This is a genomic window from Tropicimonas sp. IMCC6043 (assembly GCF_004146235.1).
Classification (GTDB): Bacteria; Pseudomonadota; Alphaproteobacteria; order Rhodobacterales; family Rhodobacteraceae; genus Tropicimonas.
The window spans coordinates 226823-241640 of record NZ_SELO01000002.1 but is presented as its reverse complement, the minus strand read 5'-3'; the positions used below and the strand labels follow the sequence as shown (position 1 = coordinate 241640).

Annotated in this window: 11 protein-coding genes; 3 read left to right on the top strand and 8 right to left on the bottom strand. The window is 66.1% G+C overall.

Features of this window, described 5'->3' with window-relative positions:
- Window positions 1-3: 3 nt before the first annotated feature.
- Complete coding sequence (gene acsA / locus EU800_RS03415; protein WP_129628573.1) at window positions 4-1746, bottom strand: acetate--CoA ligase; 1743 nt, start codon at window positions 1744-1746, stop codon at window positions 4-6.
- 319 nt (window positions 1747-2065) lie between these two features.
- Between acsA and ppsA the strand changes: the two genes are divergently transcribed.
- A complete protein-coding gene (gene ppsA, locus EU800_RS03410) occupies window positions 2066-4450 on the top strand; it encodes a phosphoenolpyruvate synthase (RefSeq protein WP_129628571.1) in 2385 nt (794 codons plus the stop codon).
- A 191-nt stretch (window positions 4451-4641) separates the two neighbouring features.
- Here ppsA and mreC read toward each other — a convergent pair whose 3' ends face one another.
- The 3 genes from mreC to EU800_RS03395 form a co-directional block, all read right to left on the bottom strand.
- Window positions 4642-5586, bottom strand: coding sequence for a rod shape-determining protein MreC (mreC, locus tag EU800_RS03405; protein ID WP_129628569.1), 945 nt, complete (start codon window positions 5584-5586; stop codon window positions 4642-4644).
- Between the two features lie 52 nt (window positions 5587-5638).
- A complete protein-coding gene (locus tag EU800_RS03400; protein ID WP_129628567.1) occupies window positions 5639-6676 on the bottom strand; it encodes a rod shape-determining protein in 1038 nt (345 codons plus the stop codon).
- Between the two features lie 163 nt (window positions 6677-6839).
- Complete coding sequence (locus tag EU800_RS03395) at window positions 6840-8321, bottom strand: 2-isopropylmalate synthase (RefSeq protein WP_129628565.1); 1482 nt, start codon at window positions 8319-8321, stop codon at window positions 6840-6842.
- 183 nt (window positions 8322-8504) lie between these two features.
- On the opposite strand from EU800_RS03395, the gene EU800_RS03390 reads away from it, so the two are divergent.
- Complete coding sequence (locus tag EU800_RS03390) at window positions 8505-10166, top strand: NAD+ synthase (protein WP_129628563.1); 1662 nt, start codon at window positions 8505-8507, stop codon at window positions 10164-10166.
- Window positions 10167-10287: 121 nt separating this feature from the next.
- Here EU800_RS03390 and arsC read toward each other — a convergent pair whose 3' ends face one another.
- The 4 genes from arsC to EU800_RS03370 all read right to left on the bottom strand — a co-directional run bounded on the left by arsC (window position 10288) and on the right by EU800_RS03370 (window position 13346).
- The gene (gene arsC, locus EU800_RS03385) at window positions 10288-10716 is read right to left on the bottom strand and encodes an arsenate reductase (glutaredoxin) (RefSeq protein ID WP_129628561.1); all 429 of its coding nucleotides are present in this window, start codon (window positions 10714-10716) and stop codon (window positions 10288-10290) included.
- A gap of 10 nt (window positions 10717-10726) precedes the next feature.
- The gene (locus tag EU800_RS03380; protein ID WP_129628559.1) at window positions 10727-11674 is read right to left on the bottom strand and encodes a 1-phosphofructokinase family hexose kinase; all 948 of its coding nucleotides are present in this window, start codon (window positions 11672-11674) and stop codon (window positions 10727-10729) included.
- Between the two features lie 205 nt (window positions 11675-11879).
- Complete coding sequence (locus tag EU800_RS03375) at window positions 11880-12800, bottom strand: MBL fold metallo-hydrolase (protein WP_129628557.1); 921 nt, start codon at window positions 12798-12800, stop codon at window positions 11880-11882.
- Window positions 12801-12920: 120 nt separating this feature from the next.
- Window positions 12921-13346 (bottom strand): metallopeptidase family protein, encoded by a 426-nt coding sequence (locus EU800_RS03370; RefSeq protein ID WP_129628555.1) that lies wholly within the window; start codon window positions 13344-13346, stop codon window positions 12921-12923.
- 60 nt (window positions 13347-13406) lie between these two features.
- On the opposite strand from EU800_RS03370, the gene gltX reads away from it, so the two are divergent.
- Window positions 13407-14726, top strand: a complete 1320-nt coding sequence (gltX, locus tag EU800_RS03365; protein ID WP_129628553.1) for a glutamate--tRNA ligase — start codon at window positions 13407-13409, stop codon at window positions 14724-14726.
- Window positions 14727-14818 lie beyond the last annotated feature (92 nt).

The window sequence follows — 14818 nt, the reverse complement described above, 5'->3', positions numbered from 1 at the left end:
CAGTCATGTCTCGTCACTTTCCAGGGTTGAAATGTCCCCCTCGGGCAGGCCCAGTTCGCGCGCTTTCAGCAGGCGACGCATGATCTTGCCCGACCGGGTCTTGGGCAGGGTGTTTCGGAAGACGATCTCCCGCGGCGCCACGGCCGGGCCGAGCGTCTTGCGGGTGTGGCCCCGGATGGCGCGTTCGAGCTCCTCGCATGGTTCGAAGCCCGGCGTCAGGGTGACATAGGCTTTGATGACCTCGCCCGCCGTCTCGTCCGGCACGCCGATCACGCCGGCCTCGGCCACCGCTTCATGCTCGATCAGCGCGCTCTCGACTTCGAATGGGCCGACGAGGTGGCCAGAAGTCTTGATCAGGTCGTCGGCGCGGCCGACGAACCAGAAGCGACCGCCGGGGTCGCGCATCGCGAGGTCGCCGGTGAGATACCAGCCGCCGACGAAGCACTTCTCGTAGCGGGCCTGCTCGTGAAGGTAGGTCCGCATCATCGACGGCCAGCCGGGCCTCAGCGCCAGTTCGCCGATCTGCCCGGTGTCGAGCTCCTCGACGCCGCTTTCGGTGCGCTTGAGGATGCCGGCGGTGATGCCGGGCATAGGTTTGCCCATCGAGCCGGGATGCACGTCCTCGGCGGCGAGGTTGGCGATCATGATGCCGCCCGTCTCGGTCTGCCACCAGTTGTCGTGGAAGGGCATGCCGAACACCTTGTTCGACCACACGACCGCCTCGGGGTTCAGCGGCTCGCCGACGCTGGCGAGGAAGCGCAGGCTCGAGAAATCATAGGGTGCCGCTGCCTCCGCGCCCGCGCGCATCATCATCCGGATCGCAGTCGGCGCCGAATACCACACCTCGACCTTCTCGCGCTTAATCGTCTCGTACCAGCGCTCAAGGTCGAATTCGGCCTCATCGACGATCATCGTCACCCGGTTCACCAGCGGCGAGATGATTCCGTAGGAGGTGCCGGTGACCCAGCCCGGGTCGGCGGTGCACCAGTAGACACGACCGGGCACCAGTTCGAGCGCGTAGCGGCCGGAGATGGCGTGGTAGACCACCGCTTCGTGGACATGCACCGCGCCCTTGGGCTTGCCGGTGGTGCCGGAGGTGAAATGGATCAGCGCCCGGTCCTCGGGCTGCGTCTGCGCGACCTCGAATTCGGGGCTCGCCGCCGCCATCGCCGGGCCTAGGACGACGCAGCCTTCGGGCGCCGCCTCGCCGACGATCAGCACGAGCTTCAGCGTCGCGATCTCGTCGCGCCAGGCGGCGATCTTGCGTCGGTAGAGCGCCTCGGTGGTCACCAGAACCTTCGCCGCGCCGATCTCCATGCGGGTGCGGATGGGCTCGGGCCCGAAGGCGGAGAAGAGCGGCGTGAAAACCAGCCCGGCCTTCAGCGTGCCGAGCGCCGCGACATAGAGGTCCGGCACCCGCCCCATCAGGGCGAAGACGCTGTCGCCTCGCTCAAGCCCATGCGCCATGAGCAGGTTCGCGAAACGGGAGGTGCGGGCAGCGAGATCGGCATAGGTGATCTCCTCGCGTGCGTCGCCCTTGCCGAGCCAGCGGATCGCGGTCTGCCCGCCGTAACCGGCCCTCACGTGGCGGTCCACAGCCTCAAAGGCAATGTTCAGCCCGCCCCCGGGCAGGCTGTCGAGCAGTCTCTCCGCATCTTTCCAGGTAAATGATTTTCGCGTCTTGTCCGGGTCTGGCAGAGACGCACTCCGAGTCCGTCCGGACTCTTTCCGGATCGTCGAAGGCATGTCGGATTCCTCCCGCTCGGCATTGTCTCAGGAACGACGATTTTCCGCCATGACACACGTCAACGCTGTACCGGATTCAATCTGGCAGGGGCCCGTATCCGAGGCCTGTTCAAGCCCATGTCCGGCCCATCCAGGGTTCGAAACGCGAGCGCTGCCAGGATCCCGTAGACCCCAGAATAACGCATCATGCCGCCGTCCGGCCGGAGTCCGGTCCAAGCGCCAGACGCCCTTGGAACATGACAACGATCAACGCGGTATCGGTCCCTTGGTGATATAGTATATCCGCCATTTCCGCGTCGATCTTCGGGAGGGAAGGACGATGACCGCGAACACCGAAAATCTCATCTGGTTAGAAGACTTGGGCCGCGACGACGTTGCGCGCGTCGGCGGCAAGAACGCCTCGCTGGGCGAGATGGTCCGCAATCTCGGGGCCGCGGGCATCCGAGTTCCGCCCGGCTTCGCCACAACTTCCCACGCTTTCCGCCGGTTCATTCGGGAGAACGAGCTCACGGAGGTCCTCTCCGAGCGCCTCGACGATCTCCAGCGTGAACGCATGACCTTGCAGGAAGCCGGCAAGAGCATCCGTGCCGAGATTCGCGCGGGCCGCTGGCCGGAGGATATAGAGGCGGAGATCCGCGCCGCCTACCGGGCGCTTGGCGAGCGCGCGGGGGTCGCGGACGCCTCGGTTGCGGTGCGCTCCAGTGCCACTGCCGAGGACCTGCCTGATGCCAGCTTCGCCGGCCAGCAGGAAACCTTCCTGAACGTCCGCGGCGAAGAGGAGTTGCTGCGTGCCTGCCGGCATTGCTTCGCCTCGCTCTTCACTGACCGGGCGATCTCCTACCGCGCGATCAAGGGCTTCGACCACCTCGCGGTTGCGCTCTCGATCGGCGTGCAGCTCATGGTGCGGTCCGACACCGGCGGCTCCGGCGTGATGTTCTCGATCGACACCGAGTCGGGCTTCGACAAGGTGGTGCTGATCAATGCTGCCTGGGGGCTGGGAGAGAACGTGGTCCAGGGCGCGGTCGATCCGGATGAATACCAGGTCTACAAGCCATTCCTCGGCCGCGCCGGCATCTCGCCGATCCTGAAGAAGTCGCTCGGCGCCAAGGAGATCAAGATGATCTACGGCCGGGGCGGCGGGCAGAAAACCCGCAACGTGGCCACGTCGGTGAAGGAGCGGGGACATTTCGTCCTTTCCGATGCCGAGATCGTGGAACTCGCGCGCATGGCCTGCACCATCGAGGATCACTATGGTCAGGCGATGGATATGGAATGGGCCCGCGATGGCGGGACGGGCGATCTCTACATCGTTCAGGCCCGCCCCGAGACGGTCCAGTCCCGCAAGGGCAGCGCGACGTTCAAGACCTACAGCATGAAGAAGGCGGGCGAGAAGCTGCTTGAGGGTCTGAGCGTCGGCATGTCGGTCGCCTCGGGCGAGGTGTGTCTGATCCACTCGGCTGCCGATATCGGCCGCTTCGTCGACGGCGCAATCCTTGTCACCGGGATCACCGACCCCGACTGGGTGCCGATCATGAAGCGCGCCAGCGCCATCATCACCGACCACGGCGGGCGCACCTCGCATGCCGCCATCGTCAGCCGCGAGCTCGGCCTGCCGGCGATCGTCGGCACTGGTGTCGCCACTCACGTGCTGCACGACGGCCAGATGGTGACGGTGAACTGTGCCGAGGGCGACCGCGGCACTGTCTATTCAGGTGCCGCCGAAATCGCGGTCGAGGAGACCGTGCTCGACGAGGTGCCCGCCACCCGCACCAAGGTGATGCTGAACCTCGCCAACCCCGGCGCGGCGATGCGCTGGTGGCGGCTGCCGACGGACGGCGTTGGCCTCGCTCGAATGGAATTCGTCGTCAGCAACGAGATCAAGGTGCACCCGCTGGCATTGACCCGCTACGACGAGCTCAAGTCGGACGAGGACAAGGCGGCCATAGACGACCTCACGCGCGGTTATGACGAGCGGAAGGACTTCTTCATCGAGAAGCTCGCCATGGGTCTCTCCTCGATCGCCGCGCCCTGGTATCCGAACCCCTGCATCGTCCGGATGAGTGACTTCAAGACGAACGAATATGCAGCGCTGCTCGGCGGCGCGCAGTTCGAACCCGCGGAGGAAAACCCGATGATCGGGTTCCGCGGCGCGTCGCGCTACTATTCCGACAAGTATCGCGACGGCTTCGCGCTGGAATGCCTCGCAATCAAGAAGCTGCGCGAGGAGATGGGCTTCGACAATGTGGTGGTCATGATCCCCTTCTGCCGCTCGCCGGAGGAGGCCGACCGGGTGCTCGAAGTGATCGCCGAGAACGGGCTCGTCCGGGGCGAGAACGGCCTCGAGGTCTATGTGATGTGCGAGATCCCCTCGAACGTCATCATGGCGGAGGAATTCGCCAAGCGCTTCGACGGCTTCTCCATCGGCTCCAACGACCTCACCCAGCTCACCCTCGGGATCGACCGCGACAGCGAGGGCCTCGCCTATCTCTTCCGGGAACGCGACCCGGCGGTGCTCTGGATGATCGAGACGGTGATCGCCAAGGCGCGGGCGGCAGGGGCCAAGATCGGCCTCTGCGGTCAGGCGCCGAGCAACGATCCGGGCTTCGCCCGGCTGCTGGTCGCCGCCGGGATCGATTCGATCTCGGTGACGCCGGACAGCTTCGTCGCGGTGAAGAAAAATGTCCTGGCAGCCGAGTGCGGATGAGATCGGGATATCTCCCGCTTTTCGGGTCGGTGCTCCGTTTGAAGCGTGAAACTGCCGTTTCGAGGTCCTGAGGGGCGCAGTCCCCCTTGGGTCGAAGGGATCCTGGCGCGTCCTGCCGCGGTTGCGCGCGGGTGGCTTTGTCGAGCTTGGGGATCAGGCGCCCGACGAACCCTCACGAACCCGCAATGCGATCAGCCGTCCCCCGCTTCGGCCTCGGGCTGCGTCTCGCCGCCCGCTTCCACGGTGGCGGATGTCTCGGGATCGAGCGCGGGTTGCGGTGGCACGATCAGGCCGCCGGCCTCGCCGATCACCTCGCCCTCGTGGCTGCGCAGCACGCGCAGGAACTCAAGCCGTTGGTAGTCGGCCGCGAGCCAGACCCGGAAACGCCCGTCCGGCCCGAGCGCGAGCTGGCCGACCACCATCCCCGCCGGGAAGAGACCGCCGTCACCGGAGCTGACCACGCTGTCGCCCGGCTTAAGCGCATCGAGATCCTCGACGAAGTCGAGAACGGGGGCGGCGGTGTTGTCCCCCGCGAGGATGGCGCGTTGTCCGGATGGCTGGATGGTGACGGGCAGACGGCTCGCGGCATCGGTCAGAAGGATCACCCGCGCGGTGTTCTCTCCCACGCCCGAGATCCGGCCAACGAGGCCGAGCCCGTCCATCACGGCCCAGCCGTCCATGATCCCGTCGCGCCGGCCGACATTCAGCAGCAGCGACTGGCGGAAGGGCGAGCCGGAATCGGCGATCACCACGCCGGAGACGGAGGTGAGCTTGGGGTCGAGCCGCACATTGTTGAGCGCGAGAAGCTTGGCGTTCTGCTGCTCGAGTTGCACAGCGGCCTCCTTCCAGGCCTTCATCTGCTGCAACTCGCGGCGCAGATCCTGGTTCTGCTGGTAGATCCGCTGGTAGGACTGGAAGTTCTCGATCATGCCGGCGAAATGCGTGAGGGGCACCGACGCCCACTCGAAGCTCGGCACCACACGGTCGATGAGATTGGCACGGAAACGCTCGACCCGAGGGCTGTCGATCCGCCAGATCAGGAAGACGGCAAGACAGAAGAGCACCAGCCCGCCGACCAGGATCCGGCGAACGGGGCGGACATAGTCCAGGTCTGAATGGTTGCTTCTCTGTGCCAAGCGGCCTTGCTCCTGCCAGCCGGCCGGCCGGGGTCAGGGGCCGGGAACCGGATCAGCTCTCGTAATCTATCGCATGCCGGAGCTGTTTTTCATACTCCAGAGCCTTGCCGGTGCCGAGGGCGACGCAGCTCAGCGCCTCGTCGGCGACCGAGATGGCGAGGCCCGTCTGTTCCCGAAGCGCCAGGTCCAGCTCGCCCAGCAGCGCGCCGCCGCCGGTCAGCATGACGCCACGGTCGACGATGTCGGCAGCCAGGTCCGGCGGGGTGGCTTCGAGCGCGGTCATCACCGCCTCGCAGATCGCCTGCACCGGCTCACTGAGCGCCTCGGCCACCTGCGCCTGGTTGATCTCGGTTTCCTTCGGCACGCCGTTCAAAAGGTCACGACCGCGGATCTGCATCGAGGCGCCGCGCCCGTCGTCGGGCATCCGCGCCGTGCCGATGGAGGTCTTGACCCTCTCGGCGGTCGAATCGCCCACAAGGATGTTCTGTTGGCGGCGCAGGTAGGAGACGATGGCATCGTCCATCCGGTCGCCGCCAATCCGCACCGAGCGGGCATAGACGATGTCGCCCAGCGACAGCACGGCAACCTCGGTCGTGCCGCCGCCGATATCGACCACCATCGAGCCCGTGGGGTCGGTGATCGGCATTCCGGCGCCGATCGCCGCGGCGATCGGTTCGGCGATCAGGCCGGCGCGCCGCGCCCCCGCCGACAGCACCGACTGGCGAATCGCTCGCTTCTCCACCGGCGTCGCGCCATGCGGCACGCAGACGATGATCTTCGGCTTGGTAAAGGTCGTGCGCTTGTGCACCTTGCGGATGAAATGCTTGATCATCTCTTCCGCGGTGTCGAAATCGGCGATCACGCCTTCGCGCATCGGCCGGATGGCCTGAATGCTGCCCGGGGTGCGCCCCAGCATCATCTTGGCATCCTCGCCCACGGCCAGCACTTCCTTGCGGCCATTCTTGGTGTGGTAGGCAACGACGGAGGGCTCGTTGAGAATCACACCCCGGCCCTTCACGTAGACAAGCGTGTTCGCCGTCCCGAGGTCGATTGCCATGTCGGAGGAGAACAATCCACCAAACAACGCCATATCCGTCCTGCTCTTTCTTGGTTCGCCAAAGCCTGCAAGTCCCATCGACTCCCCAGCCGCGAGACGAGCGACTTATAGTCGTGGCCCGTTCGGTGTGGAAGGGTCAATGACTCGCCGATAGGCATTCCTCCGCCTGTCCGCCTCACCGGGTTCGACGGCGGGGCTATTCTGCCGGGGCGCTCTCCGCCTCGGTTGCCGGCTCCGCGCCGGCCTCCGCATCGGGTTCGGGCTCCGGTTCGGGCGGGGTTTCCTCAACGAGTTGGCCCTCGTCCCACCGCCCCGCCTTCTCCTCGCCGCTGGCGTATCGCATCACGCCCTCGCCCTGCGGCACGCCCTTGCGGAACATGCCTTCGTAGATGTCGCCGTTGACATAAGTCGCAACGCCCATCCCGTCGATCTCGCCGGCCGCCCATTCGCCGGTATAGCTGAAGCCAGCCGGCGTGGAGAGCGTGCCCTGGCCGCTGCGCTGGCCGTCCTTGAAGCCGCCGATATAGGTCGACCCGTCGGTATAGCTGGCCTTGCCGTCGCCGTTGCGCAGGCCGCCCGCCCATTCGCCTTCGTAGCGATAGCCGTCGGGATAGGTCATCGTTCCCTGGCCGTCGTATTTCGCGTCCTTGAACCCGCCGCGATAGACCGCGCCGTCCGAATAGGTCGCGACACCCTCGCCGTCCATGACGTTCTCGACCCAGTCGCCGTCATAGGTGTTGCCGTTCGGATAGGTGATCTTGCCCGTGCCATGGGCCATGTTGTCCTGAACCTCGCCGATATAGACCGAGCCGTCGGGATAGGTGACCTTGCCCTCTCCCTCCATGCGCCCATCGACCCACTCGCCCTCGTAGACGAAGCCATCCGCGCCGGTGAACGTGCCCTCGCCCTCGCGCTTGTCGTCGACAAAGGCGCCCTCGTAGACATCGCCGTTGGGGTAGGTCGCCTTGCCGTGGCCATGCCGGCGGCCGTTGACGAGAAGCCCTTCATAGACCTCGCCAGACGGCTGGGTGAGCTTGCCCAGTCCGTTGATCTGGCCGCCCTTCCAGGCGCCGTCATAGGTAAAGCCGTCCGGCTTGACGAGCGTCCCCTGGCCGGAGCGCTGCCCACGGCTCATGTTGCCGTCATAGACCGTTCCGTCCGGGTAGGTGATCTTGCCCTTGCCTTCCTTGACCCCGGCCACCCACTGGCCCTCGTAACGGTAGCCGTCTGGCCCGGTCAGTGTTCCCTGTCCGTCGTGCAGCGCGCTCAGGAAGCCACCCTCGTAGCGCACGCCATTGGCATATTGGGCGATCCCCTGTCCGGTCATCTCGTTCTCGACCCATTCGCCTTCGTAGGTCGAGCCGTCCGCGAAGGTGATCTTGCCGAAGCCGTGCGGCTTGCCGCGGGCAAAGCTGCCCTCATAGACCGATCCGTCCGGAAACCGCGCCACGCCTCGTCCGAGGATCTCTCCCTCGACCCAGTCGCCGACATATTCGTAGCCGTTGGGAAGCCGGTAGCTGCCCTTGCCATGTTGCAGCCCGTTCTTGAACGTGCCCTCGTAGACGCCGCCATTCTCGTATTGCTTTGTCTGGATCGGGGCCGTCTGTGCCACCGCCTGGCCGGCGGCGAGAAACGCCAGCGCTGCGGCCGTCAGAATGGATTTCGCCTGTCGGGTCATGTCTGCTCCGCTCGTGCGACCGAGTATTCTGCCCCGGTCGTTCGGGAGGAAACCCTACTTCCAGCCCCCATGAGGAGCAACGCCTTTTGCCGTGAACGGGGGCGCTCGGCGCTTCCATGCGCCGTCCGTTCTGATAAGACGGCCGCGGCCCCGCTCCCCGGGGTGCCGTCAAGGAGCCCGCCCATGACCCGTTTCCGCCTGACGCTGGCACAGTTGAACCCGACCGTGGGCGACCTGCGCGGCAATGCCGAAAAGGCGAGGAAAGCCTGGGAGGCGGGGCGCGCGGCGGGGGCCGACATGGTGGCGCTGCCGGAGATGTTCCTTGCCGGATACCAGTGCCAGGACCTCGTGATGAAGCCGGCCTTCGTAGCCGACTGCCAGCGTGTGATGGAACAGCTCGCCGCTGATTGCGCCGACGGTCCGGCGCTCGGGATCGGTCTGCCCTGGTTCGAGGGCGCAGAGCTCTTCAACACCTACGCCATGCTCCGTGGCGGGAAGCTCGCCGCGCTGGTCGTCAAGCACCACCTGCCGAATTTCAACGTCTTCGACGAGATGCGCCACTTCTCCAGTGGCGAGATCAACGGGCCGACCGGCATTGGCCCGCTCCGCCTCGGCGTCCCGATCTGCGAGGATGCCTGGCATCCCGATGTCTGCGAGACCCTGGCCGAGACCGGCGCCGATCTGCTGCTGGTGCCGAACGGCTCACCCTATTTCCGCGGAAAGCGGGAGATGCGGCTGACGCATATGGTGTCCCGCGTGGTCGAGACCGGCCTGCCGCTGGTCTATCTCAACATGGCCGGCGGGCAGGACGACCAGGTTTTCGACGGCGGTTCCTTCGTGCTGAACCCGCATGGGCAGCTGGTGATGCAGATGCCGCTCTTCGACGAGGCCATCGCGCATGTCGATTTCGTCGAGGACGAGGGAGGATGGCTGGCCGAACCCGGCGAGATGGCGCATGTGCCCGACGACTGGGAGCAGGATTACCGCGTCATGGTGGAGGCGTTGCGGGACTACCTGCGCAAGACCGGATTCGCCAAGGTGCTGCTCGGTCTCTCGGGCGGCGTTGATTCCGCGCTGGTGGCCGTCATTGCCGCCGACGCCATCGGTCCCGAGAACGTGCGCTGCGTGATGCTGCCGTCCGAATACACCTCGCCCGACTCGCTCGAGGACGCGGCCGGGGTGGCGACGGCGCTCGGCTGCCGGCTCGACACGCTGCCGATCTCCGGCCCTCGCGCCGCCGTCACCGAGGCGCTCGCGCCGCTGTTCGAGGGTGCCGAGCCGGACATCACCGAGGAAAACATCCAGTCCCGCCTCCGCGGCCTGCTGCTGATGGCGCTCTCCAACAAGTTCGGCGAGATGCTTCTGACCACCGGCAACAAGTCCGAGGTTGCGGTGGGGTATGCCACGATCTACGGCGACATGGCCGGCGGCTACAACCCGATCAAGGATCTTTACAAGATGCGGGTCTTCGAAACTTGCCGCTGGCGCAACGCCAATCACCGCCCCTGGATGAAGGGGCCGGAAGGCGAGGTCATTCCGCCGCGGGTAATCGAGAAACCCCCTTCGGCGGAGCTGCGGGAAGACCAGAAGGACGAGGATTCGCTGCCGCCCTATCCGGTTCTCGACCGGATCCTGGAGATGCTGGTCGACGAGGAGGCGAGCATCGGCGAGATCGCCGACGAAGGCTTCGACATCGAGCAGGTCCGCAAGGTCGAGCAGCTGCTCTACATGTCCGAATACAAGCGATTCCAGTCGGCGCCCGGCGCGCGACTCACCCGACGCGCGTTCTGGCTGGACCGCCGCTACCCGATCGTCAATCGCTGGCGCGACCGGTTCGAAGGGTGAGCCTCCGGCGGTTGCCATCCCGGACGGGAAGGCGACATAAGCGCAGTCGGTTTGGTGCCATGACCGAGCGATGGCACGGTACCTGATCCCACTCTGGCCGCAGGGCTATCAGGGCCTTCGTTCAGACTCCGGGAACCGGCACGCCTTGGGCGTCGATCAACATCTTGCCGTTGTTGCGCAGGAACGGCCCCTCCGGCCAGTGCTCGAGCAGGTCGAGGACAGTGCCGACCGGACGGCAGAGCGCCGTGCCCTTGTCGCCGCGCACGATCGGGCGTTCGACCAGAACCGGGTGAGCGACCATCGCGTCGAGAATCTGATCGTCGGTCACGCCCTCTTCGAGCAGGCCCAGCTCGCGCGCCGGGCCGCGCTCGTGGCGCAGGATGCTTCGCGGACTGTGCCCGGCCTCGGCAATCAGCGCTGCCAGCGGCTCGCGCTTCCAGCCAACCTTCATGTAGTGGATGATCTCCGGCTCGTAGCCGGCGGCCTCGATGACCCGCAGCACGTCGCGCGACTTGCTGCAGGCCGGGTTGTGCCAGATCGTGACGCCCATCGGGCCGGCCTCAGAGCTGGATCAGCTTGCATTCGGGCAGCAGACGCTCGACGTCCTCTCCCCGGCAGAGTTCGGTGGCCACGGTTGTCACGGCTGCCGATGCCGCCGCCGCGCCCCAGCGGGCAGCCTCCTGGATCGTGCTGCCGCGCGCGAGGCTGAGGGTCAGTCCACCCACGTAGCTGTCGCCTGCACCGACCTTGGAGACGACTTTCACCTTGGCGGCCGTGGCCAGCCAGGACCCCTCGGGCGTTGTCAGCACCGAACCTTCGGCGCCCCGGGCAAAGATGATGTTTTCCGCCACGCCCTGTTCGATCAGCGAGCATGCGAAGGCGGCGGTGTCGGCGGGTGTCTCGAGCTTTTGCCCCGCCAGCCCCTCGGCCTCCTCGTCATCCGCGCGCAAAAGGAAGGGCGGGGACTTGTGATCCTCGACGATCTGGCGCAGCGCCGCGCCAGACGTGTCGACGATGAGCCGCGCACCGGCACCGCGGATGGCTTCGGAGAGCGATTCTTCGAAATCCAGCGGCACGCCCGGCGGCTGGCTACCCGAGAAGATCACCAGCCCGTCCTTCGGCGTATGGGCTGCGGTGGTCTGGATCGCCTTCTGCACGTGCTCGTCCCGCCAGGGCGGGCCAGGCAGCATGAAACGGTATTGCTGGCCGGTCGTCTTGCAATTCACCACGACGCTGGCGCGAGTCTCGCCCGGCGACGGGATCGGCATGGTGGCAATTCCCTCGGCCATCAGCAGCTCCAGCAGCCGGTTGCCGTTATGGCCGCCGATGGCGACGATCGCAGAGGCATTGCCGCCCATGTGGTTGATGGCGCGTGCCACATTGATGCCGCCGCCGCCTGGATCCACCATCGGCTCGGTGCAGCGCAGCTTCACATCCGGAATGACCTTTTCGGCTTCCGTGTTCATGTCGAGGGCGGGATTGAGGGTGATCGTGAGAATGTCGTGCACGGGACGATACCTCGATTGCCGATGTTTGCGCCCACACACAGCATCCACACCGCTTTTGCAACCGTCTTGGGCGTGGAATATCAGCGCAGGGCGCATTGCCGGAAGGACAGCCATGCAACCTTTGCAGAAGTTCCCGAAAAAAGATACGCCGGAACCGCCGTTTTGGCGGATCCGGCTCTGAGAGGCGATCGTCTCGGGGGTGTGGCTATGTCAACTGGTAGCTCACAGGGACGTAACGAAAGCCGTCGCCGCGCGATTCGACGAAGCCCGCGGCGGGGAAGGGCATGTGGTAGCCGATCATCGGCATCCGCTCGGCGGCAAGCATGCCGAGAAGCCGGCGGCGCGTGGCAGCCGCCGCCGCCTTGTCGGCGTCGAAGCGGACCTCCCAGTCGGGATAGCCGAGCGACCAGACATAGTGGTTGGCCATGTCGGCGGTGAGCAGGAGCTGGCTGCCGCCACTGTCGAGCATGTAGGCCATGTGGCCCGGCGTGTGGCCGAAGGCGTTCACAGCGGTGATGCCCGGCGCGACGCTGTCGCCGTCACCCAGGAAGCTCATCTTCTCGGCGAGGGGTCTGACATTGGCGTCGAAGCGCTCGTTGCCTGCCGCGGCCCAATGGTCGTACTCAACCTGGCCAGTGACATAGACGGCATTGGCGAAGGTCGGCGCGCCGTCCGTCATCAGTCCGCCGATGTGATCACCATGCATATGCGTCAGCACGACGTGGGTGATTTCCTCGGGGGCGAGCCCGGCCTCGGAGAGCGCGGCAGTCGTGTCGGCGGCGTTCAGGCCGGTGTCGAACAGGATTACGTTTCCGCCGGCCTTCACCAGAGTCGGCGTGAAATAGAACTGAGCAGACTCGGTGCCGATAAAGTTCTCCGCGCTGACCCTGGCGAAATCCTCGGCAGGAACGTTGAGGCCGAAGATCTTGTGCGGCTCCTCGCGCGGCGCCGTTCCGGCCAGCAGCGCGGTCACCTCCAGCTCGCCGACACGAAAACCGCGGGCGCGGGGTGCCGGCGCTGGGGCAGACACCGCGTCCTGGGCACGCGCGGAGAGCGGGGCGACGAGGGTTACGGGGGTGGCGGCGGCGCTCAGGAGAGCGGCTCGACGAGTGAATGACACGGACATTTCAGAAACTCCTCCGGTTGGATCTTGTCCTATGTCTACGTCGCAGAACGTCTGTCGGCTCACTTTCCGGGAGAATTCAGTCGGCTGAACCGCGCACAGTTCCCGTGCGCCGGTGCAGACCTATTCCCACCACCGATCGATGCGCGCGATGTCGGCATCCGACCAGCCAAAATGATGTGCGAATTCATGCACGACCACGTTGGCCACGAGATCGCCGAGCGAGACATCGCCGCGGGCGATCCATTCGTCGAGGATGGCCCGCCGGAAGAGCCAGATGATGTCCGGGTCCTGCGGGGGGTCGGTGGCGAGCCGTTGGGTGAGCGGCGTGCCGTCATAGAGGCCGGTGAGCTGGAACGGGTCTTCGAGCCCCATCTCGTCGAGGATGTCGTCCGAAGCATATTCCTCCACCCGGAGCAGGACCGAGCGGGCATGGGCGTCGAAGGGCGATGGCAACCCGGCGCGGACCGCTTCGGCAAGCGCGGCGATCTCCTCGGCGTCGGGAGCGGTCGCATCGGCCCAGGAAGTGGTGCCGTGGGGTGTTTTCATGCCCCCGGTATGGACAAGATCGCCGCCCTGTGGAAGAGGGCGCGGGACAGGAGAACCATGATGACCACGACCCGCTTCGCCCCTTCGCCCACCGGATACCTGCATGTGGGCAACCTGCGCACGGCGCTCTTCAACTGGCTGATCGCGCGCAAGCAAGGCGGCACCTTCATCCTCAGGCTGGACGACACCGACCCGGAGCGGTCGAAACAGGAATATGCGGACGCGATCAAGGAAGACCTTGAATGGCTCGGGTTGACCTGGAATCGGGTCGAAACACAGAGCGCACGGCTCGACCGCTATGCGGCGGCGGCAGACGACTTGCGCGAGAAGGGTCGGTTCTATGAATGCTTCGAGACCCCGACCGAGCTCGACCTGAAGCGCAAGAAGCAGCTCAACATGGGCCGCCCGCCGGTCTATGACCGCGCCGCCCTGCAACTCACCGAAGCGGAGAAGGCGGCGCTCCGGGCTGAGCGGCCGGGCCACTGGCGGTTCCTGCTCGATCAGGAGCGGATCGAGTGGGAGGATGGTATCCTCGGGCCGATCTCAATCGACGCAGCCTCGGTCTCCGACCCGGTGCTGATCCGTGGCGACGGACAGGTGCTCTACACGCTGGCCTCGGTGGTGGACGACACCGAGATGGGCATCACCGACGTGGTGCGCGGCTCCGACCACGTGACGAACACCGCGACGCAGATCCAGATCATCGAGGCGCTCGGGGGCACGCCGCCGCGCTTTGCGCACCACTCGCTGCTGACCGGCCCGCAGGGCGAGGCGCTGTCGAAGCGGCTCGGCACGCTGGCTTTGCGCGACCTGCGCGAGAACGGCATCGAGCCGATGGCACTCCTGTCACTGATGGCGCGGCTCGGTTCGGCCGATCCGGTCGAACTGCGCGACTCGCATGACGAGTTGATCGAGGGGTTTGATATCACCCGGTTCGGCGCGGCGCCGACCAAGTTCGACGTCGAGGACCTCGGTCCGCTGACCGCACGCCACCTGCACTCGCTGCCGCTCGCGGCGGTGGCGGACGAGGTTGCGGCGCTCGGCGTGCCGGATGCACTGGCGGAGCGGTTCTGGAACGTGGTCCGTGAAAACATCTCCAAACGGGCCGAGATCGCCGGCTGGTGGGAGATCCTGTCGACGGGCGCGCAGCCGCTGGTCGATCCGGAGGATGCGGAATTCGTCACGGAGGCGCTCGCTCTGCTGCCCGAGCCGCCCTTTGACGACACCACCTGGAGCAACTGGACAGGCGCGGTCAAGGACGCGACGGGACGCAAGGGCAAGGGGCTCTTCATGCCGCTCCGGAAGGCGCTGACGGGGCGTCAAAAAGGGCCGGAAATGGCGGATTTCGTGGCGCTGATGCAGGCCAAGCCGCGGCTCTGAAAGTGCCCCGCCGGACGGTCCCGTGACCGGGCCAATCCCGACCCCGAAATGCACGGGCATTCCAAGGCACAAAGACGAGCGGACAACCTTCG

Excerpts from the sequence above, each read along its gene's own strand:
- acsA (WP_129628573.1), bottom strand. The coding sequence starts at position 1,746 with ATGCCTTCGACGATCCGGAAAGAGTCCGGACGGACTCGGAGTGCGTCT.
- ppsA (WP_129628571.1), top strand. The coding sequence starts at position 2,066 with ATGACCGCGAACACCGAAAATCTCATCTGGTTAGAAGACTTGGGCCGC.
- EU800_RS03400 (WP_129628567.1), bottom strand. The coding sequence starts at position 6,676 with ATGGCGTTGTTTGGTGGATTGTTCTCCTCCGACATGGCAATCGACCTC.
- EU800_RS03395 (WP_129628565.1), bottom strand. The coding sequence starts at position 8,321 with ATGACCCGACAGGCGAAATCCATTCTGACGGCCGCAGCGCTGGCGTTT.
- EU800_RS03390 (WP_129628563.1), top strand. The coding sequence starts at position 8,505 with ATGACCCGTTTCCGCCTGACGCTGGCACAGTTGAACCCGACCGTGGGC.
- arsC (WP_129628561.1), bottom strand. The coding sequence starts at position 10,716 with ATGGGCGTCACGATCTGGCACAACCCGGCCTGCAGCAAGTCGCGCGAC.
- EU800_RS03375 (WP_129628557.1), bottom strand. The coding sequence starts at position 12,800 with ATGTCCGTGTCATTCACTCGTCGAGCCGCTCTCCTGAGCGCCGCCGCC.
- EU800_RS03370 (WP_129628555.1), bottom strand. The coding sequence starts at position 13,346 with ATGAAAACACCCCACGGCACCACTTCCTGGGCCGATGCGACCGCTCCC.
- gltX (WP_129628553.1), top strand. The coding sequence starts at position 13,407 with ATGACCACGACCCGCTTCGCCCCTTCGCCCACCGGATACCTGCATGTG.